The organism is Pseudooceanicola aestuariicola (assembly GCF_045763785.1).
GTDB lineage: Bacteria > Pseudomonadota > Alphaproteobacteria > Rhodobacterales > Rhodobacteraceae > Pseudooceanicola.
Genome location: NZ_JBJGSF010000003.1, coordinates 284826 through 303969, shown reverse-complemented (window position 1 = coordinate 303969; position 19144 = coordinate 284826). Strand labels below are relative to the sequence as shown.

General features: G+C 61.8%; 18 protein-coding genes. 6 read left to right on the top strand and 12 right to left on the bottom strand.

Annotation, left to right across the window (positions count from 1 at the left end; all coding sequences use genetic code 11):
* Nucleotides 1–41 precede the first annotated feature (41 nt).
* Both carA and ACI3GR_RS13900 read left to right on the top strand, forming a co-directional pair.
* On the top strand, nucleotides 42–1199 hold the full coding sequence (gene carA / locus ACI3GR_RS13905; protein WP_407495307.1) for a glutamine-hydrolyzing carbamoyl-phosphate synthase small subunit: 1158 nt from the start codon (nucleotides 42–44) through the stop codon (nucleotides 1197–1199).
* Nucleotides 1200–1298: 99 nt separating this feature from the next.
* Entirely contained in the window at nucleotides 1299–3266 is a 1968-nt protein-coding gene (locus tag ACI3GR_RS13900) for a glycosyltransferase family 2 protein (protein ID WP_407495306.1), read from the top strand.
* Here the strand turns inward: ACI3GR_RS13900 and ACI3GR_RS13895 are convergent.
* Nucleotides 3263–3898 carry a GntR family transcriptional regulator gene (locus tag ACI3GR_RS13895; protein ID WP_407495304.1) on the bottom strand — a complete coding sequence of 212 codons (636 nt, stop codon included), beginning with the start codon at nucleotides 3896–3898 and terminating at the stop codon, nucleotides 3263–3265. The two genes, ACI3GR_RS13900 and ACI3GR_RS13895, sit on opposite strands and share 4 nt — an antisense overlap.
* 118 nt (nucleotides 3899–4016) lie before the next feature.
* Between ACI3GR_RS13895 and ACI3GR_RS13890 the strand changes: the two genes are divergently transcribed.
* From ACI3GR_RS13890 to ACI3GR_RS13880, 3 genes are all read left to right on the top strand, one after another.
* Nucleotides 4017–4661 carry a pyrimidine 5'-nucleotidase gene (locus tag ACI3GR_RS13890; protein WP_407495303.1) on the top strand — a complete coding sequence of 215 codons (645 nt, stop codon included), beginning with the start codon at nucleotides 4017–4019 and terminating at the stop codon, nucleotides 4659–4661.
* 87 nt (nucleotides 4662–4748) lie between these two features.
* Nucleotides 4749–4982, top strand: coding sequence for a hypothetical protein (locus ACI3GR_RS13885; protein WP_407495302.1), 234 nt, complete (start codon nucleotides 4749–4751; stop codon nucleotides 4980–4982).
* An 80-nt stretch (nucleotides 4983–5062) separates the two neighbouring features.
* Nucleotides 5063–6265 carry a UbiH/UbiF family hydroxylase gene (locus ACI3GR_RS13880; RefSeq protein WP_407495301.1) on the top strand — a complete coding sequence of 401 codons (1203 nt, stop codon included), beginning with the start codon at nucleotides 5063–5065 and terminating at the stop codon, nucleotides 6263–6265.
* 163 nt (nucleotides 6266–6428) lie between these two features.
* Here ACI3GR_RS13880 and ACI3GR_RS13875 read toward each other — a convergent pair whose 3' ends face one another.
* A complete protein-coding gene (locus ACI3GR_RS13875) occupies nucleotides 6429–6884 on the bottom strand; it encodes an Lrp/AsnC family transcriptional regulator (protein WP_407495584.1) in 456 nt (151 codons plus the stop codon).
* A gap of 8 nt (nucleotides 6885–6892) precedes the next feature.
* Complete coding sequence (locus ACI3GR_RS13870) at nucleotides 6893–7348, bottom strand: Lrp/AsnC family transcriptional regulator (protein WP_407495300.1); 456 nt, start codon at nucleotides 7346–7348, stop codon at nucleotides 6893–6895.
* 142 nt (nucleotides 7349–7490) lie between these two features.
* Here ACI3GR_RS13870 and ilvC point away from each other — a divergent pair, with 142 nt between their 5' ends.
* Entirely contained in the window at nucleotides 7491–8513 is a 1023-nt protein-coding gene (ilvC, locus tag ACI3GR_RS13865; RefSeq protein WP_407495299.1) for a ketol-acid reductoisomerase, read from the top strand.
* Nucleotides 8514–8565: 52 nt separating this feature from the next.
* On the opposite strand, the gene ACI3GR_RS13860 is transcribed toward ilvC, so the two are convergent.
* From ACI3GR_RS13860 to ACI3GR_RS13820, 9 genes are all read right to left on the bottom strand, one after another.
* A complete protein-coding gene (locus ACI3GR_RS13860; RefSeq protein ID WP_407495298.1) occupies nucleotides 8566–8760 on the bottom strand; it encodes a hypothetical protein in 195 nt (64 codons plus the stop codon).
* A gap of 195 nt (nucleotides 8761–8955) precedes the next feature.
* Nucleotides 8956–9933: a dihydropteroate synthase gene (gene folP, locus ACI3GR_RS13855; RefSeq protein ID WP_407495297.1), complete on the bottom strand. Its 978-nt coding sequence runs from the start codon at nucleotides 9931–9933 to the stop codon at nucleotides 8956–8958.
* Nucleotides 9930–10850: a dihydroneopterin aldolase gene (locus ACI3GR_RS13850; protein WP_407495295.1), complete on the bottom strand. Its 921-nt coding sequence runs from the start codon at nucleotides 10848–10850 to the stop codon at nucleotides 9930–9932. The genes folP and ACI3GR_RS13850 overlap by 4 nt, the downstream gene beginning before the upstream one ends.
* Nucleotides 10851–10976: 126 nt before the next feature.
* Nucleotides 10977–11618, bottom strand: a complete 642-nt coding sequence (locus ACI3GR_RS13845) for a cell wall hydrolase (RefSeq protein WP_407495294.1) — start codon at nucleotides 11616–11618, stop codon at nucleotides 10977–10979.
* Nucleotides 11619–11779: 161 nt separating this feature from the next.
* A complete protein-coding gene (locus ACI3GR_RS13840; protein ID WP_407495293.1) occupies nucleotides 11780–14215 on the bottom strand; it encodes a putative PEP-binding protein in 2436 nt (811 codons plus the stop codon).
* A gap of 181 nt (nucleotides 14216–14396) precedes the next feature.
* Nucleotides 14397–16613, bottom strand: coding sequence for a glycine--tRNA ligase subunit beta (gene glyS / locus ACI3GR_RS13835; protein WP_407495292.1), 2217 nt, complete (start codon nucleotides 16611–16613; stop codon nucleotides 14397–14399).
* A 106-nt stretch (nucleotides 16614–16719) separates the two neighbouring features.
* Entirely contained in the window at nucleotides 16720–17574 is an 855-nt protein-coding gene (locus tag ACI3GR_RS13830) for a DUF1206 domain-containing protein (protein WP_407495291.1), read from the bottom strand.
* Nucleotides 17575–17654: 80 nt separating this feature from the next.
* On the bottom strand, nucleotides 17655–18173 hold the full coding sequence (locus ACI3GR_RS13825) for a DUF6446 family protein (protein WP_407495290.1): 519 nt from the start codon (nucleotides 18171–18173) through the stop codon (nucleotides 17655–17657).
* Nucleotides 18173–19114: a glycine--tRNA ligase subunit alpha gene (locus ACI3GR_RS13820; RefSeq protein WP_407495289.1), complete on the bottom strand. Its 942-nt coding sequence runs from the start codon at nucleotides 19112–19114 to the stop codon at nucleotides 18173–18175. Before ACI3GR_RS13820 ends, ACI3GR_RS13825 begins: the two co-directional genes overlap by 1 nt.
* Nucleotides 19115–19144 lie beyond the last annotated feature (30 nt).

Sequence of the window (19144 nt, the reverse complement as noted above, 5' to 3'; positions counted from 1 at the left end):
TAGGTAAGCATCAATTTGCCACCCGGACCGAGGCCGCAAAAATGCCCCATACCTATCAGAAGAAACCGACCGCCTGTCTTGCCCTAGCCAACGGCACGATCTTCATGGGCCGAGGCTTTGGCGCCACCGGCGAAACCGTGGCAGAGCTGTGTTTCAACACCGCCATGACCGGCTATCAGGAAATCATGACCGACCCGTCCTACGCGGGCCAGATCGTGACTTTTACCTTCCCGCACATCGGCAACGTCGGCATCACGCCCGAAGACGATGAAACCGCCGATCCGGTGGCCAACGGCATGGTCGTGCGCTGGAACCCGACCGATCCGTCGAACTGGCGTTCGACCGGGCTTTTGTCCGATTGGCTGGCATCCCGCGGACGGATCGCGATTGGCGGCGTCGACACCCGCCGCCTGACCCGCGCGATCCGGGCGCAGGGTGCGCCCCACGCCGCGCTGGCCCATGATCCCGAAGGCAATTTCGACATCGAAGCGCTGGTTGCCAAGGCGCGCGAATTCTCAGGCCTTGTCGGTCTGGATCTTGCCAAAGAAGTTACCTGCGCCCAGTCCTATCGCTGGAACGAAACCCGTTGGGCGTGGCCGGATGGCTTTGGTCAGCAGAAAGAGCCCAAGCACAAGGTCGTCGCCATCGACTACGGCGCCAAGCGCAACATCCTGCGCTGTCTGGCCTCGGCAGGTTGCGACGTCACCGTCCTGCCTGCCACCGCCACGACCGAAGAGGTGCTGGCCCACCACCCCGACGGCATTTTCCTGTCGAACGGCCCCGGCGACCCGGCGGCGACCGGCTCCTATGCCGTCCCGATGATCCAAGGCGTCATGGAAAAGACCGACCTGCCGATCTTTGGGATTTGCCTTGGCCACCAGATGCTTGCACTGGCTCTGGGTGCCAAGACGGTAAAGATGAACCACGGCCATCACGGCGCGAACCACCCGGTGAAGGATAACGAAACCGGCAAGGTCGAGATCACGTCGATGAATCACGGCTTTGCGGTGGACAGCCAGTCCCTGCCCGACGGCGTGATGGAAACCCATGTGTCGCTGTTCGACGGGTCCAACTGCGGTATCCGCATGAAGGATCGTCCGATCTTTTCCGTGCAGCATCACCCCGAGGCAAGCCCCGGACCGCAGGACAGCTTTTACCTGTTCGAACGTTTCGCGGCGTCGATGGACGCCCGCAGCTAAGGCGCAACCGGGGTTTTTCGGCCCCGGTTAACCACTTCTTCAGACCTTGTTAACCGGTCTCTCACAAAACTCTTAAAGAGGCATTGTGAGAGGGTTAATATGACGGCACGGGATCTGTGCAAGCTGGACGGACAGTCCCCGTTACATATCGGTGCGGGCCAGAAGCCTGATGGTCCGCGGGACCGCACCGATATGTTCATTGACCTGTCCGTCCGCCCGACCTTATCGGGATTGCCACGATCCCGTGACGAACTCCCCTCTGACATTCCCCTTTCTGTCATTGCAGATCGCCCCGACCTTCAGGCGGCACAACTGCGTCGCGCCCACGCGCAGGGTGAGCTTCAGACCCCGCGACTGCTGGACCAATTGGCGCGCCTTTACGACACGCAGCGGATCGACCTGACGCTCACCCCGCCTGACCCGGCCCTGCACGGGATGATCGATCCCGCGCTATGCCTCAGGCTGCAATGCCTGCCATGGCGCGAAACCGATGGCACGCTTTGGATCGCGACGGCCCGCCCCGAGGATTTCGACCGCACCGCCCGACAGGTGCAGGCGCTGCTGCCCGAGGTGCGGATCATCAAACCTGTGCTGGCCTCCAGAACAGCGATTCAGGATCATATCGCCCAGCACAACCGCGACTGGCTAACCCGGCGTATGACCACCCGAACCCCGGCGCAGCTCTCGGCCCGCCACTGGTCGATCCTTGTTCAAATCATCGCCCTGATCGGTGCGATCGGATGTGTCGCGATGATCTGGACCTCTGGCTTGGGCGCTTTCGCATCCTTCCTTGCCAACCTCGCCATCGTCGCCGTGGGCGTGGCGAGCATGCTGAAAATCGCAGCCGCCGCAACCCACCTAGCCCGTCCGGGCCTGCCACTTAATCCGGCGCCTCCTCCGCCCGGGGCGGACCTGCCGGTGGTGTCGATCCTTGTGCCGCTATACCGCGAAACCTCTATCGCCAGCGCCCTTTTGCAGCGGTTGGCGCGGCTGACCTATCCGCCGGACAAACTGGATATCCTCCTGGTGCTAGAGGAGACCGATACCACAACACGCGACGCCATCGGCGCGGCCACTCTGCCGCCGTGGATGCGCGTGATAACCGTGCCCGATGGACAGCCCCGCACCAAACCCCGCGCCATGAACTACGCGCTGGATTTCGCCCAAGGCGAAATCATCGGCGTCTACGATGCCGAAGACGCACCAGACCCGGATCAGATCCTCAAGGTCGTATCGACCTTTGCGACTGAACCCTTGCAAACCGCCTGCCTGCAAGGTGCGCTGGATTACTACAACGCCGATCGCAACTGGATCACCCGGTGCTTTACCATCGAATACAACACGTGGTTCCGCCTTTTGATGCCCGGCATGGCCAAACTGGGCTTTGCGGTGCCACTAGGCGGCACCACCATCTTCTTCCGTCGCGAGGCCTTGGAGCAGGTCGGCGCATGGGACGCCCATAACGTCACCGAAGACGCGGACCTTGGCATGCGTCTGGCACGCTTCGGCTATCGCACCAAGGTCATCGACACCACGACCGGAGAAGAAGCCAGCGCCACGCCCTTAGGCTGGATGCGCCAACGGTCGCGTTGGCTCAAGGGGTACCTCATGACCTACGCGGTCCACATGCGTCATCCGACAAGCTTGCTACGCGATCTGGGCCTGTGGAAGTTCATCGGATTTCAGGCGCATTTCCTGACCGCGATCCTGCATTTCGCATTGGCCCCCATGCTGTGGCTCTACTGGCTGGTGCTTTTGGGGGTCGAGGTGTCGGTGCTGCGCTTCGACATGGCGTCCGACATGAAGTGGGTCGCCTTCTGCCTGATCGGGTTTGAGGTTCTGGTGATCGCCCTCGGCGGGCTTGGCACATGGCGGCGTGAACACCGCCACCTGTGGCCATGGCTGCCGACACTGCATTTCTACTGGCCCATGGGCTGCGTCGCGATGTGGAAAGCCTTGTATGAACTGGCAACAAAACCGTTCTACTGGGACAAGACCCCGCACGGCCTAAGCCCCCCGACCCCGCGCAGCTACGCCCCGGCCAAGACCGGGACGGAGGACGCTTAACCGACGGTGCCGATTTCGCCGGAATCCAGCTTCAACCGTGTCACGAACGCCTTGGAGATGTGATCGCTCAGCATCCGGCCAGCGGCCTCTTCGTCGCGGTTTTCGATCGCGGTGACGATGGCGTCATGTTCGGCCAGCGCGGCCTCGTCCCGGCCCTGCGCGGCAAGGGAAGTCAGGGCCAGCAGGGCCATGGTCCGATGCACCATTTCCAACTGCTGCACCAGAAACCGGTTGTGCGACGCCAGATGGATCTGTTTGTGAAACCGCCGGTTCGCCCGCGACAATGCCGACGGATCGCCCAGCAAGGCGCGATCTTCCTCGACCATATCGCGCAGCACCTTGATCTCTTCCGGTGTGGCGTGACGGGCGGCAAGCCGCGCGGCCAGCCCTTCCAGCTCGGTCCGGACGCTATAGAGTTCGGCCAATTGGTTGTGATCCAGCGACGCCACGATCAGCGATCGACCGTCCCGCGACAGCAGGGACTGCGTTTCCAGCCGCTGCAGTGCTTCGCGGATGGGCGTGCGCGACACGCCGAACCGATCTGCCAATTCGCTTTCCACCAGGCGATCACCGGGTTTGTAGACCCCGTGGTCGATCGCCTCTAGAATCAAAGTGTAAGCGTCTTTCTGCACCGGGTTCGTCCTTTTTCATTCGCGTCGCAACAGGTTAGCCACACTCGTAGTATCGCACACCTGCGCCCATTGTCGCGCCTGACTTGCACCTTTTCGCGCGTGGCCCTAGCGTGCCGCCATGCCGCGCGATGACTTTTCCCATGTGACCACCTGGGTCTTTGACCTCGATAACACGCTCTACCCGCCCTCGGCCCGACTCTTCGACCAGATCGAAGTTCGGATGACGGATTGGGTCATGCGCAGCCTTGGTGTCGATCAGGCCGAGGCAGATGACCTGCGCAGCCGATACTGGCGCGACCACGGGACGACGCTGGCAGGGCTGATGCGCAACCACGGGATCGATCCCGGCGATTACCTGACCAAGGTCCACGACATCGACTTTTCGGTGCTGGACGCCGATCCCCAACTGGCCGACCGGATCGCCGCCCTGCCCGGCCGTCGCATCATCTATACCAACGGCACCGCGCCTTACGCGGAACAGGTTATCGCCGCCCGTGGCCTGTCTGGCCTGTTTGACGCGATCTATGGGGTCGAACACGCTGGATTTCACCCGAAACCGGATCAGGCGGCCTTTGACACCGTCTTTGCCGCCGATGGGCTGAACCCGGCTCGCGCCGCGATGTTCGAGGACGACCCGCGCAATCTGGCCGTGCCGCATGCTTTGGGTATGAAGACCGTCCATGTCGCGCCAGATCCCCTGCCCGCGCCCCACATCCATCACCACACGGATGATCTGTCGGATTTCCTGTCCCGCCTGATCTGAGCCATCCGGTCGCAGTGGGACGGAATGCCGCCTGCCACCACATTCCGAAATGATTATGTCAGACACATCAAATCTGACGGAGCCCCCATGTCCAACCCCACACCCAAGACCTCGCCCCTGTACGACCTGCCGATTATTGGCTGGATCGCCCGCAAAGCGGGTCAGGACGGCGATGCGCGTATCTTTTTGTCCTTGGTTCTGGCGCTGGTGCTGGTTGCCGGGGCTGTCGCGAACTGGGGCGTCATCGCCCTGGGCCTGATCGCACTGGCGGCGGTGCCGGTGATGTTTGTCATCCTGCTGATGCTGACGGTGGGTAAATAGCCACCGCTGCGCGGCCGGGACGCTTTGTCGCTTTCCCCTGCCCGACCTGACGCCTATCTATCGGGTCAGGAGGGCAGGATATGGCCGATTACGACATCCTCATTTCCGGCGGCGGTGTCGCCGGACTGACCGCAGCGGCGGCGTTTGGCACCGCGGGCTTCGACGTTCTGCTGTGCGACCCGGCCCCGCCCATCACAGATGCGGCCGCCGAAGGGTCTGACCTTCGCACCACGGCCTTTCTACAACCCGCCAAGGGCCTGCTGACCGAGGCCGGCCTTTGGGAGCGCCTCGCCCCCCATGCCGCGCCACTGCAAATCATGCGCATCGTCGACGCAGGCGGGGAACAGGCAGAGCCGTGCATCACCCGCGACTTCAACGCCGCCGATATCTCTGACGGGCCATTTGGCTGGAACCTGCCCAACTGGCTGCTGCGCCGCGAAATGGTCGCCCGGCTGGATGATCTGCCCAATGTCACCTTCCGCCCCGGCACCGGCACCAAGACGCTGCTAACCCGAGAGGCCGAGGCGCTGGTCGGCCTGACCGATGGCAAACGCGTCCGCACGCGCCTGGTCGTTGCCGCCGATGGCCGCAACTCCCCCATGCGAGAGGCCGCCGGAATTGGCGTCAAAACAAACCGTTACGGACAAAAGGCGCTGGCTTTTGCTGTCACGCATCCGATCCCGCATGACAATGTCTCGACCGAAATCCACCGCTCTGGCGGGCCGTTCACGCTTGTTCCCCTGCCCGACCGCGACGGTCTGCCCTCGTCGGCCATCGTCTGGATGGAGGACGGGCCAGAGGCGCTGCGCCTGTCTAAGCTGCCCGTCGAAGACTTCGAAGAAGCGATGTTCCAACGCTCCTGCGGATTGTTCGGCCCGCTAAAGCTGGAAACGCGCCGTACCCTTTGGCCGATCATCACGCAGGTGGCGGATCACATGTCCGGTGAACGCATCGCCCTGCTGGCCGAAGCCGCGCATGTTGTGCCCCCCATTGGCGCGCAGGGTCTGAACATGTCGCTTGGCGATCTGCGTTGCCTTAGGGACCTCGCGGTCGAAAACCCCGACACGCTCGGCAGTCGCCAGATGCTCAACAGCTACAACCGTCGCCGCCACCCCGAAGTGCGCATCCGCGCCGCAGGCATCGACGCGCTGAATCGAGCCTCTCAGATGTCGTCGCAGCCCCTAAGGGACCTGCGGGCGGCTGGGCTGTCGGCCCTCTATGGCGCGGCACCCGTGCGGAAGATGTTGATGCAAATGGGTCTGGGGGCGCGCGCAGAGACCTGACCGCAGGAGGCCGCCGCCCTGTCGCCATTGCCTGTCGGACCAATGGCGCGACAACGGCAACCCTGCCGGGATATTTCCAGCAAGAGGATGGAATACGCCTCTCTCGTCCTTTTGCTATGAATATTGTTGGGGCCCGGGAGCAAGGCCCCCGCAGGCGACATCCTCAGATTGGCCCGGACAACCGTTCTTCGCTAAGCAAAACATTCGCATCCACATTTGCGACCCCCGGCAGCGTCATGATCCGCCTCCGCAGGACCCGTTCGAAATCCGCGATGTCCCGCGCGGTCACCCGCAGGCGGTAATCGTAGAGGCCCAGCACATGTTCCACCGTCTGCACTTCGGGGATCGCGCTGACCGCGCGTTCGAAATCCGCCAGACTGACGCGGCCTTTGGTGCCCAGCTTCACACCCAGAAACACGGTCACCCCAAATCCAAGCGCGGCGAGGTCGAGATCAAGCCGTGCGCCGGCCAGAACACCGGCCTCTTCCAGCCGCTGCACACGGCGCCAAGCGGCGGGCTGTGACAGACCCACACGCTTGCCAAGGGCCGAGGCCGACAGCCCCGCATCTTCGGACAAAAGCCGCAGCAATTGCCGGTCGATATCATCCAGATCGGTCACACGATTCGTCATAGGGGCACAGTTTCATCCGTTTTGATCCGGGCAACATGCATCAGCGCCTCCAAATCAGCGATATGCGGCAGGGTCAGGATGCGGTCACGGTAAAGCGCCTGATAATGCGCCAAGTCACGCGCGATCAGGCCAAGGCGGACGTCAACCTGACCAAGGAAGGTCTGGATTTCCAGCACTTCGGGGATTTTCCGCGCCTCGGCCGCGAAATCATCAAACGCCCGCGGCACGGTTTTGTCCAATGTAACACGCAGCGACACCTCCACCGAATAGCCCAAAGCGCGCCAGTCGATTACCGCCCGCGTGCCGCGCAGCACGCCGCGTTCACGCAACCGTTCCAACCGCCGCCAGCAGGTGGCAGCGTTCACACCGGCGCGGTCGGCCAGCTTGGCGGTACTGATTCCGGGGTCTTCCTGCAATTGACGAAGAATGCGCCGGTCGGTGTCGTCGAACATGAATTATCTCAGAAGTGGGCATTGGACGAATGAATATCTAACATATCGACACAAATCCTCAAGATACGCAAAGCATCCTGCCCCGATCCCCCTATGCTACGCCCATCCCGCCAAAATGGGCGGCAAAACCGGAGGATTTATCATGCGCGTTTATTATGACCGCGATTGCGACATCAACCTGATCAAGGACATGAAAGTCGCCATTCTGGGCTACGGCTCCCAAGGCCACGCCCACGCCCTGAACCTGCGTGACAGCGGCGCGAAGAACCTTGTCGTCGCCCTGCGCGAAGGCTCCGCATCCGCGAAGAAAGCCGAAGGCGAAGGCCTGAAGGTCATGGGCATCGCCGAAGCAGCCGCCTGGGCCGACCTGATCATGTTCACCATGCCCGATGAACTGCAGGCCGAAACCTACAAGAAATACGTCCACGACAACCTACGCGAAGGCGCGGCGATCGCATTCGCCCACGGCCTGAACGTGCACTTCGGCCTGATCGAGCCGAAGCCCGGCGTCGACGTCATCATGATGGCCCCCAAAGGCCCCGGCCACACCGTGCGTGGCGAATACACCAAAGGCGGCGGCGTGCCCTGCCTGGTCGCGGTTCATCAGGACGCATCCGGCAAAGCGCTGGAAATCGGCCTGTCCTACTGCTCTGCCATCGGTGGCGGCCGCTCGGGCATCATCGAGACGAACTTCCGCGAAGAATGCGAAACCGACCTCTTCGGTGAGCAGGCGGTTCTCTGTGGTGGTCTGGTCGAACTGATCCGCGCCGGGTTCGAGACGCTGGTCGAAGCAGGCTACGCACCGGAAATGGCATATTTCGAGTGTCTGCACGAAGTGAAGCTGATCGTGGACCTGATCTACGAAGGCGGCATCGCGAACATGAACTACTCGATCTCGAACACCGCGGAATACGGCGAATACGTCTCCGGCCCGCGCGTCCTGCCCTACGAGCAGACGAAGAAAGAGATGAAGGCCATCCTGACCGACATTCAGACCGGCAAATTCGTGCGTGACTTCATGCAGGAAAACGCTGTCGGCCAGCCGTTCTTCAAAGGCACCCGCCGAATCAACGACGAACACCAGATCGAACAGGTCGGTGCGAAGCTGCGTGAAATGATGCCGTGGATTTCCGCCGGCAAAATGGTCGACAAAGAAAAGAACTGATCCCTTTCGGGTCAGCGCAAATCAGAAAGGCCCGGGCATCGTCCCGGGCCTTTTACGCAGGCTCACCCAGCTTGAACTGGATGGTTCTGTCCAGCTGCGGCGCACTGGTGCACCATTTATCATCCTTGGCGATCCAGATGGCATCGCGGGTTTCAGCCCGGACGATGATGCGATCTGTCCCCATTTCGACGATCTCTCTGGGCAGCAGGTTCAGGAAAATCAGTAAGGCTTCGGTGGTCAGGCACATGGAAGGGCCTCCTTTTCAGGTTCATCCTCCCAATCAGCTAGGGCAAAATGCCTGAGTTTCCCTGACCCAAGCGTACGGTGCCCCCGACGCGTTTCCCGCGTCCTTGATGTTAACCCTACCGCAGATAGCTTACGATTTCACTATTTAGTAGGCGGTCCGACCGCCATGACTAAATACATGCGTCTTTTTTGACCATCAGGCCATCGCCATCCACAGTCGCAGCGCCTGCGCGGTTTCGGCCACGTCGTGCACCCGCAATATCTGCGCCCCCTGCGCCACGCCCCACATCGCCACCGAAACCGATCCCGGCATCCGCGCCTGCGCGTCCTCTGCCCCGCCGATCGTGCCGATGAACCGTTTGCGCGACGCGCCCAGCAGCATTGGCAGCCCCAGATCGTGCAGAACTGAAAGGTGACGCAGCAGGATCAGGTTGTGATCGCCCGTTTTGCCAAAGCCGATCCCCGGGTCAGGAATAATCCGATCCCGCTTGATCCCGCGAGACATGGCAAAGTCGATCCGTTCGGCCAGATGGTCCATCACCTCGGCCACCACATCGTCATATCTGGGCGCAGCCTGCATATCCTTTGGCGTTCCCTTGGCATGCATCAGGCAGACGGGCGCATCGGTTTCGGCGACCAGATCGGCAAGCTCCGGATCGTAGGTAAAGGCAGATACGTCGTTTACCATATCCGCCCCGGCCTCTAACGCGGCCCGCGCGACGGCAGCTTTCCGAGTGTCGATGCTGATCGGTGTGGCGATCCCGGCGTCGCGGATGGCACGGATCACAGGGGCAGTGCGCTGAATTTCTTCTGCAACATCAACATCATCAGCCCCGGGCCGTGTGGATTCTCCGCCGATGTCCAGGATATCCGCGTCCTGCGCCATCGCCGTCGCCCGCGCCAAGGCCCCGTCCAAGGAATTATGCTGACCGCCGTCGGAAAAGCTGTCGGGCGTGACGTTCAGGATGCCCATGATGCGGGGGCGATCCAGCGACAGGCCTGCGACTTCGGCTCGCGGTGCGGTCAGGCGATCGCGCACTTCGGACGAGATGTCATGCACCGAAACCACACCGTCTGGCCCCGCGACCTGCGTGAAGCGGACATGCTTTTGCCCGGCCAGCGGTACCGCGTCTTCCGCGCCGATCAAAGGCAGAGGGCGATACCAGCGGGTCATGCGATTTGCGACAGCGGCGCGGATACGGTGGGCACCTCAGCCTCGACCGTGACGCCTTCGGGCACGACCAGTTCTGCCGCGTCGAGCGTTTCGGCCAGCCATGCTGCCAGATCAACAGGCGCGGCGCGCAGTTTCGGCCCCTCGACCGCGTCGAGGACCATCTTGGACGGCGCCCAGACCGAAATCTGGTCGTGTTTCATCGCCCAGTCCAATTCCGTCCGGCTGTTCACCACCACGCAGCGCGCGTCACGCCCAGCCAGAACCCAAGCATTCTGTTCGATGGCCAGCAATTCGATCCGCCGTTGGACCAAGGCCGCACCCGTTTGCGGTATTTGCAAATCGGATGGCCCACAGCACAGGATCGTCGGTCGCGAGGACGCCGCCAGACGATCCAAAGCCGGCGACAGATCTGGCGATGCGATATCCGCGTTGGTCAGGAATATGATGCGCGGCGCGTGAGAGGCCGCGTCTTCGGACAGGTCCACCAATGGCAAAGCATCCGCCTTGCTGCGCACGATTTCCACGCCCAAAGCTCCCGGGCCGCGATCCAGCTTTTCGATCCGCACGAACACACGGGCTGCCTGCGGCTCTGCCAGAACCTGTGCCGCCACGCGTTCTGCGAGCGTTTCCAACAGGTTCAGACGTTCTGACGACAGCTCATTCTCGATCGCTTCGGTGACCACGTCGTAGGACAAGATGCGGTCCACATCGTCTTCTAACGGGTCATGATCCGCCAGCACTTCGACCACGACGTTGAACCGCAGGCGCTGGTTGTGCCCGCGTTCAGCCTGAAAGGCGCCGATCTCCACCTCGGTCACGTAGTCGCGCAGGGAAATCCGGTCGCGCAGCTCTGTGCCGCCTAGCGCCTCGGCCCGTTCGATGGGATGCCCGAAGGCCTGAGAAATACTGTCACCCAAAGCGCGCCCCCAATTCAGTCACGGCCTTTTCAATCGTGGCTTGGGTAACGCGTCAGACCGGGAATGGCAAAGCCAACCCCGGCATTCCGCCCGTCAAAAGCGGCCAGTGACCGATGTAACGGCTGATTAATTCGACGAAATCCGCGTGTGGCGGCGATAGAAGTGATGCACACCGATGCTGGCCGTGCGGGCGAACTTGCGCGACCACGACGGGCTGACAGCTTTGGTATGGTAATAGGTGGCACCGTCGGTCAGCGGACGGGCAGCGCCGCGCGCCATGATCGATGCAACCTTGGCCACGCGGTTGAACGCGGCCTTTTCATGGATCACTTCGGGATGGCCATCGCAGGTATAGGTGAACTGGCAGGCATATTTGCGGCCAGTGCCCTGATGGATCACGCCACAGATGGTGTTCGGGAACGACGGGCTGTCGACCCGGTTCATGATGACCTCTGCCACCGCGAACTGACCTTTGACGCTTTCGCCGCGCGCTTCGAAATACAAAGCTTCGGCCAGGCAAGACGCCTGAGCGCTGAGGCTGGGACGCGTCTGTTTGGCCAACCACTTGCGGGAATATTCGATTTTCGGGTTCTTGCGTGCCACCGGACGGATTTCGCGGATCGCCTCGATATCCAGCAGGGAAGCAAGCTTTTCTTCACCCACCTGATTCAGGCCATTTCGTTCAGCACTGGCGATGTCGTTGACGGTGTTTTCGGCCCAAGCGGCCCCGGACAGCACCATCGCCACCCCAAAAATCATTGCACGCATTTTGATACCACGGCCCCGACTGCGTCGCCGTCCTTAATCCCTAATCCGACACCGCCTAGCTGAAATGACCCTTTTGGTCCAGTGTCTGCTGGTCGCAGTCCAATCGCGCAGAATGACTAATCCGTTAACGACAGCCACCACACGTTTGATTTTTCGCAGATTTACCGTTCTGAGGTGATCGCGTCACGCACCGCTAATTGGGCCGCAGCCAGCCGCGCAACGGGCACTCGGAAGGGTGAACAGGACACATAATCGAACCCGGCCTGCCGACAAAAGGCAATTGATTCGGGGTTGCCGCCATGCTCACCACAGATGGAAAGCACAAGGTCCTTGCGCGCCTCACGGCCCCTGCTGGCACCGATCTGCAACAGTTCCCCGACCCCGTCGCTATCAAGGATGTGGAACGGGTCCTCGGGAAAGACGCCCTGTTTGACGTAGGCGTTCATAAACCGGCCTGCATCATCGCGCGACAGACCATATGTCATCTGTGTCAGGTCGTTCGTCCCGAAGGACAGGAACGACGCATGCGGCGCGATTTCAGCAGCACGCAGGGCGGCGCGCGGGGTTTCCACCATCACGCCAAGCCGGAAGTCGAACGATTGCCCGCTCGCTGACCGGACCAAGGCCGCCATCGCTTCGACCCGCGTTTTGACCAGTTCGACCTCGCGACGCGCCGACACCAGCGGGATCATGATCTCGGGCACAACCTGCGCGCCTTCGCGACTGGCTTCGATCACGGCCTCAAAGATCGCGCGGGCCTGCATGTCATAGATCTCGGGCATGGTGATGCCCAGACGCACGCCGCGCAGGCCAAGCATCGGGTTATGCTCTGACATCTCTTCAATCCGGCGCGTCACGTCCGACAGGGGACGATCCAGCGCCTCGGCCAAGGACCGCACGCCATCGCGGTCGGTAGGCAGAAACTCGTGCAGCGGTGGGTCGAACAGGCGGATGCACACCGGCATCCCCTTCATAATCCGGAACAGTTCCACGAAATCAGCACGTTGCATGGGCAGCAACTGTTCCAGCGCGGCTTTGCGGTCGGCCTCTCCTGACGCAAAGATCATTTCCCGCATCACCGTCAGGCGGCCCGCGTCAAAGAACATGTGTTCCGTGCGGCACAGCCCGATACCCTGCGCTTCGAACCGATGCGCAATTTCGGCATCCGCGGGCGTGTCGGCATTGGCCCGCACCCCGATGTCGCGGAACTGATCGGCCCAGGCCATCAGCTGTTGAAACGCGTCGTCCTGCGCGGCCTCGTGCAGCGGTGCGGCCCCAAGGATCACCGCGCCATTAGTGCCATCGATGGTGACCACGTCGCCTTCTTTCAGAACCTGACCACCGGCCAGCGTGACCGTATTCCGACGCAGGTTCACCGTCATATCCGATGCGCCCACAACACAGGGCAGACCGATGCCGCGCGCAATCACCGCCGCGTGGCTGGTAATCCCGCCCCGCTCGGTCACCACCGCGACCGAAGCGTGCATGCCCCGAATATCCTCTGGCGTGGTTTCGCGTCGGATCAGCACACAGCTTTCATCCCGCGACGCCGCCGTCTGCGCGGCCGCTGCCGAAAACACGATCTTGCCCGTCGCGGCCCCCGGAGAAGCCGCAATCCCCCGAGCAATCACCTCGCGCGGGGCTTCGGGATCGACCTGACGGTGCAGCATCTCGGTCACGGCGCGGGGCTCGACCCTCAGGATCGCCTCTTCGGGGGGGATGATCCCGTCCTTGGCCAGCGCCACCGCAATCCGCACCGCTGCCCGTGGCGTCCGGCGAATGCGCACACCGTCCAAGACATGCACCCGACCGTTTTCGATCGTGAACTCGGTCTGCATCTCTTCGCGCAGCTTCACGCGCATCATCTGCGTGTACTTGATCAGATCGGCAAAGGCTTCTGGCGCAAGGTCTTCCAGCGACGGACCGCGCGGGTCCTTGGCAAGGTAGATCGAGCTGCCCTCTTCCCGCAGCGCGTCGCGCCCCTGACTTTGGCTTAGATACCGGCCCGTGATCTTGGGCTCTCCGGTAGAGGATTGGACCAGCTGGATCACGCCCGATCCGCATTCGCCATTGCCCAAACCATAGGCCATTTCCTGAACGATCAGGCCCAGCCCGGCATCCGCAGGCGCGCCTTTGGCCTGCCGCAACAGCCGCGCGGTGGTGCCTTCCCAAGCCCGCGCCATGGACCGCAGAACGCCCGCCAATTGCACAGCCGGGTCTTGGGGGAAGGCCTCTTCGGTCTCATCCTCATAGGCCGCCAGAACCTCACGAAGGCCTTCAGGCCCTTCCTGAATCAGCCCGTCAAAAAGGTCCGGATCTAGACGCGCCACATGGGTCGAATAGCCTTGGACAAACCGGATGTAGATCGCCGTTGCCGCATCCTTGCCGATCCGGTCCGAAAGATCGACGTAAAGTGCATCGTTCATCCCGACGTTCAGCACCGCCCCCGGACCGCCCCAATCGGGGTCCTCGGACGACGGGCGCACGCAGACAAGGGGATGTTCGCCGAAAGGTTCCAGCAGCTGCGCCATGTCGGGCAACTGCCCGTTGGCCATCTGGTGCACCTGATCGAACGACAGCGCCACGGTGCGTGGCACCGGCAGATCCATCCGCACAAGGCGTTGAAGACATTTTGCCCTGCCCCCATGCGTCGCCACGGCGATGGGCGCTGAGGGGGTAATCAATTCGGGTCGGCTGGGCACTTGCTGCACTGCGGCATTCCTTCTGGTCGGTGCAGAATACGCCGCCAGCCGCTTGGGGCAAGAAAAACGTTACAATTTAGCCCTCAAGCCGGGTCAGATCGGCGACGCGCAAACAGGTTTCGCGGATGGTATGCAGCAGGTTCAAACGATTACGCCGCACAACTTGGTTGTCCGAGTTCACCTGCACCGCTTCAAAGAACGCATCGATCGGCGCGCGCAGGCCTGCCATGGCAGCCATCGCGCCTTCGAAATCCTCGGCCTCAAGCGCCGCGTCGATCTTAGGCTTGGTCGCGGTCAGCGCATCGAACAGCGCGGTTTCGCTGGCGTCTTCGGCAAACTTGGGGTCCGCACCGAATTCGTAGGACACACCGTCCTTTTCCTCGGCCTGAGACAGGATGTTGTTCGCCCGCTTGAACCCCTGGACAAGGTTTTCCCCATCGTCAGTGGCAAGGAAGGCACCCAAAGCGGTCGCCCGTTTCACCACCAGCGACAGATCATCGCTTCCGTCCTTGGCCAGACAGGCGTCGATGACGTCGTGGCGGATACCCTCGTCGCGCAGGTGGACCTTCAGCCGGTCGTGGAAAAAGGACAGCAGATCGTCGCTCAGGTCAGGCTCGTGCTTGATGATCTTGGTCAGCCAGGCGGGCGGATTGTCCACGCCGTCCAGCACGGTCCGCACAGCCGACCCAAAGACGCCGTGATGCGCAATCTTGTCCAGCAGGTCGTTCAGCAGGCTTTCATCGCTGGACCCATCTGGATTGATCCGGTGACGCAGAATTTGCGCATCGAATAGACGATCCAGATGCAGGCGCAGCCCGTTCGTCGTGACAAGCCGGATGACACCCAGCGCAGCACGACGCAGCGCGAAAGGATCTTTCGACCCGGTGGGCTTTTCGTCGATGGACCAGAAGCCCGTCAGCAGGTCTATCTTATCCGCCAATGCGACAGCGACCGAAACAGGGGCCGTGGGTACCGTATCGGTCGGCCCCAAGGGCGAGTAATGTTCTTCCGCAGCAGCGGCCACATCGGCCGGAAGGCCCGCGGCCTCGGCATAGTAGCGGCCCATAAGTCCCTGAAGTTCCGGGAATTCATAGACCATTTCCGACGACAGATCTGCCTTGGCCACGCGCGCGGCCTGTTCGGCCAGCGCTGCATCAGCGCCCACCATCGGCGCGATGTCACGGGCCAACGCGGCGATCCGATCAATCCGTTCGCCCTGCGATCCCAGCTTGTTGTGGAAGGTCACGTTGGTCAGGCTGTCCGACCATTCGCCCATGCCTGCCTTGGCCACCCGCAGGTCGTTTTCCCAGAAGAAGCGCGCATCCGACAGACGCGCGGCCAACACCTTCTGGTTGCCCGCAAGGATCGTCGCGCCATTGTCGCGCGTTTCGCGGTTGGCGACCGTGATGAACTTTTCGATCCGGCCCGTTTTCGAGTTTTTGACCGAAAAGAATTTCTGGTGTTCCTTCATCGAGGTCTGAAGAACTTCGGGCGGCAAGCCTAGGAATTCGCTGCCAATATCGCCCATCAGCACGACGGGCCATTCGACAAGGCCTGCAACCTCGGCCAACAATCCGCGATCTTCGACGACCTCCAGCCCGGCAGCGAAGGCCTGATTGGTCGCATCCTGCCAGATGTGATCTGCCCGTTCGGAGGCGTCCAGAACCACATGCGCGCGCTTTAGCTTTGCGGCGTAATCTTCGAAATTCGTGACGGAAATCTGCGCGGGCGCCATGAAGCGATGGCCCCATGTCTTGTCGCTGGCGGTGATGCCATCAAGCTCTAACGGGACAACCGACGCGCCGCTTTCATCCGACAAAACGCACAGGATGGAATGCAGCGGTCTTACCCATTTGAGTCCACCACTGCCCCAACGCATGGATTTCGGCCAAGGGAAATTGCGAATAACGGACTCTAGCACCTCTGCCACGATCTCGGCTGCGGGGCGGCCCGGCTTTTCGATCACGGCAACGTAGACTTGGCCCTTTTTGTCGTCCTGAACCTTCAGATCATCACGCGCAACACCGGCCCCACGCAGGAAACCTTCGATTGCCTTCTCGGGCGCGTCGACGCGGGGGCCCTTACGCTCTTCCCGCAGGGTCGGAGAGGCATCAAGCAGCCCCTCGACCGCCAGCGCCAGACGGCGTGGGGTGTGGAAGGCTGCGGCGCCTGCATAGGTCAGACCCGCCTCGACCAGACCGTTGGTCATCCGGGATTTCAAATCCTCGGCTGCCCGCGCCTGCATCCGGGCGGGGATTTCTTCGGAAAAGAGTTCGATCAGCAAATCGGGCATAAAATCATTCCGGCACCGCACCCCGTCCATCATGGAGGGGGATCAACGGTGCCGGAATAACGAAGGGACCCGGAGGCGTCCAGACGCCGCCGGGAAAAACTGGGCGTTAAGCCGAGGCTGCGGCCTGTTTACCCTTGGCTTCGGCCTTGCGCGCCAAGGTCTTCACGTCGCTGCCCGCGCGACGCGGAACAATCCGATAGACGGCTTCAACCGCGCAATAGACCGCGAAGCAGACCATGCCGATGGCCGTCAGCCCCAGAAGGATCTGCCCGTAAGGTTGGCTGCGAACGGTTTGGAAGGCTTGGCCAACCCCACCGGCTTGCGAACTGTCGGCCGTGATCCCGGCATACAGCAGAAAGACACCGATCAGCGCGATGACGCCACCATGGGCGATCAGGCCAGCCTTGATCACCGGATCCAGCTTTTCAGACGTCGCGGTGCGGCGCAGGTGTTCTTTGTACTTCTCGGCAAAGCCCTTGTAGGCGTAGTAGCCCCCGGCCGCGATGGTCACGACACCAACGGCGCCTACCAGAAACTTGCCGTAAGGTTGTTGCAGCAGCCAAGACGCCAGCGACTGGGTGCTGTCGCCCCCTTGCCCGCCGCCCATGGCAATGCGCGCGACCGACAGGGCGATACCCGCGTGCAGCAGGCCAGTGATCGCCTGACCACCACGGGCCACGATGCCCTTGGCGTCATGGCCTTCGTTCTCAAGATCCATGAACGAACAGATCAGCCGCCAGACGCAATAGGCCAGCAGACCGAACGCGATCACCCACAGGGCAATCACGCCCATCGGCACGGATCGCAGATTTTCCAACGACTGGGTGGTACCTTCGGCCTGCTGCCCGGTCCAGGCGGCGATGAAGGTCAGGATGCCAAGGATCAGGTAGACGACGGCGCGCGCCCCGAAACCTGTTCTCATGACGGGAATTACCCACGCGGGGGCACGATTGTCAGACATAGCTGTTCTCCTCTGGTTAGAAGGAGAGCGCCCGAGACCGCGTCAAAGTTCCCAAATTTGTGAGGTTGTCGTGACGAAGATCACTGCTGCGCGGGCATAGGGGGGCACCCTTCCGGTGCGGGCTGACCGCCAAAGACGACCTCTCCACAGCGGTTGATCTGGTGCCAGGCATAGCCGTTGCCTTCGGGAAAGATCGCGACGATCCGATCCACGCCATAGGTCACGTTTTCCACCGACATGAAGGCCTTGGCCCGACCGGTTTCCAACGCCTCGCCAATTCCGTCCGCGCTGTAGCAGCCAAACCAATAGGGGGCTTCCAACGGCTCGGCGTTGTCATAGGCGACGAACTCTTCCTCAAGCGTTTCCAGCGGCACGTCAGTTCGGAAACAGGCGCGATACCGGATCGGAGAGGACGTGGCATCGATCGCTTCGAAATCGGTGTAGGGGATCACCATCGGCCCCTCGGTCGCAGAGGTCAGGACAACATCCTGCCCCGTCGGCTCGACCGGATCGTAAAAGGCGTAGACCTGCGTGTAATACAGGCCCGCCCCGCCAACCACGGCACAGATTACGATCAGTGCAGCCAGAAACTTACCCATCAGGCGGTCGCCTCTGCCGTCCAGCCGCCAGCTTCCGTCTGAACGAAGGCGTCGGCACATTGCTTGGCCAGCGCCCGCACCCGACCGATATAGGCCTGACGTTCAGTGACCGAGATCACGCCGCGCGCATCCAGTAGGTTGAACAAATGGGACGCCTTGATGCACTGATCATAGGCGGGATGCGCCATGATGATCCGTTTGCCGGTTTTGGGGTCCACGGCCTCTTGGGACAGGATCGCCTGACATTCGGCCTCGGCCTCTTCAAAGTGCTTCAACAGCACATCGGTATTGGCCACGTCAAAGTTCCAGCGCGAATATTCCTGTTCGGTCTGCCGGAACACATCGCCGTATTTTAGGGCAATCGGTGCCTGCGGATCGTTGTAGGGCATGTCCATGACGTGATCGATGCCCAGCACGTACATCGCCAGACGTTCCAGCCCGTAGGTCAGTTCGCCCGAAACCGGGTGGCAGTCATGCCCACCGACCTGCTGGAAATAGGTGAACTGCGACACTTCCATGCCGTCGCACCAGACTTCCCAGCCCAGACCCCATGCACCAAGCGTCGGGCTTTCCCAATCGTCCTCGACGAAGCGGATGTCATGCATCTCCATATCCACCCCGATCGCTTCCAGCGAACCAAGGTAGAGGTCCTGCAAATCCGGCGGCGACGGTTTGATAAGCACCTGATATTGATAGTAATGCTGCAGTCGGTTGGGGTTTTCCCCATACCGCCCGTCCGTCGGACGACGCGACGGCTGCACATAGGCCGCGGCCCATGGCTTGGACCCCAGCGACCGCAAAGTCGTGGCCGGATGGAAGGTGCCTGCGCCAACTTCCATGTCATAGGGCTGCATCACGGCACAGCCCTTGGAGGCCCAGTAGGTCTGGAGCCTCAGGATAATCTCCTGAAACGAGCGGGGCGTATCGGTCGAAGAGGCCATGTTGCGTCCTTTATCGGGTCAGCGGTGTTT

Bases quoted from the DNA above. Each gene is read 5' to 3' on its own strand.
- ACI3GR_RS13880 (WP_407495301.1), top strand. From the start codon at position 5,063: ATGGCCGATTACGACATCCTCATTTCCGGCGGCGGTGTCGCCGGACTG.
- folP (WP_407495297.1), bottom strand. From the start codon at position 9,933: ATGACCCGCTGGTATCGCCCTCTGCCTTTGATCGGCGCGGAAGACGCG.
- ACI3GR_RS13890 (WP_407495303.1), top strand. From the start codon at position 4,017: ATGCCGCGCGATGACTTTTCCCATGTGACCACCTGGGTCTTTGACCTC.
- ACI3GR_RS13830 (WP_407495291.1), bottom strand. From the start codon at position 17,574: ATGTCTGACAATCGTGCCCCCGCGTGGGTAATTCCCGTCATGAGAACA.
- ACI3GR_RS13900 (WP_407495306.1), top strand. From the start codon at position 1,299: ATGACGGCACGGGATCTGTGCAAGCTGGACGGACAGTCCCCGTTACAT.
- ACI3GR_RS13860 (WP_407495298.1), bottom strand. From the start codon at position 8,760: ATGTGCCTGACCACCGAAGCCTTACTGATTTTCCTGAACCTGCTGCCC.
- ilvC (WP_407495299.1), top strand. From the start codon at position 7,491: ATGCGCGTTTATTATGACCGCGATTGCGACATCAACCTGATCAAGGAC.
- ACI3GR_RS13825 (WP_407495290.1), bottom strand. From the start codon at position 18,173: ATGGGTAAGTTTCTGGCTGCACTGATCGTAATCTGTGCCGTGGTTGGC.
- carA (WP_407495307.1), top strand. From the start codon at position 42: ATGCCCCATACCTATCAGAAGAAACCGACCGCCTGTCTTGCCCTAGCC.
- glyS (WP_407495292.1), bottom strand. From the start codon at position 16,613: ATGCCCGATTTGCTGATCGAACTCTTTTCCGAAGAAATCCCCGCCCGG.
- ACI3GR_RS13870 (WP_407495300.1), bottom strand. From the start codon at position 7,348: ATGTTCGACGACACCGACCGGCGCATTCTTCGTCAATTGCAGGAAGAC.
- ACI3GR_RS13845 (WP_407495294.1), bottom strand. From the start codon at position 11,618: ATGCGTGCAATGATTTTTGGGGTGGCGATGGTGCTGTCCGGGGCCGCT.
- ACI3GR_RS13820 (WP_407495289.1), bottom strand. From the start codon at position 19,114: ATGGCCTCTTCGACCGATACGCCCCGCTCGTTTCAGGAGATTATCCTG.
- ACI3GR_RS13885 (WP_407495302.1), top strand. From the start codon at position 4,749: ATGTCCAACCCCACACCCAAGACCTCGCCCCTGTACGACCTGCCGATT.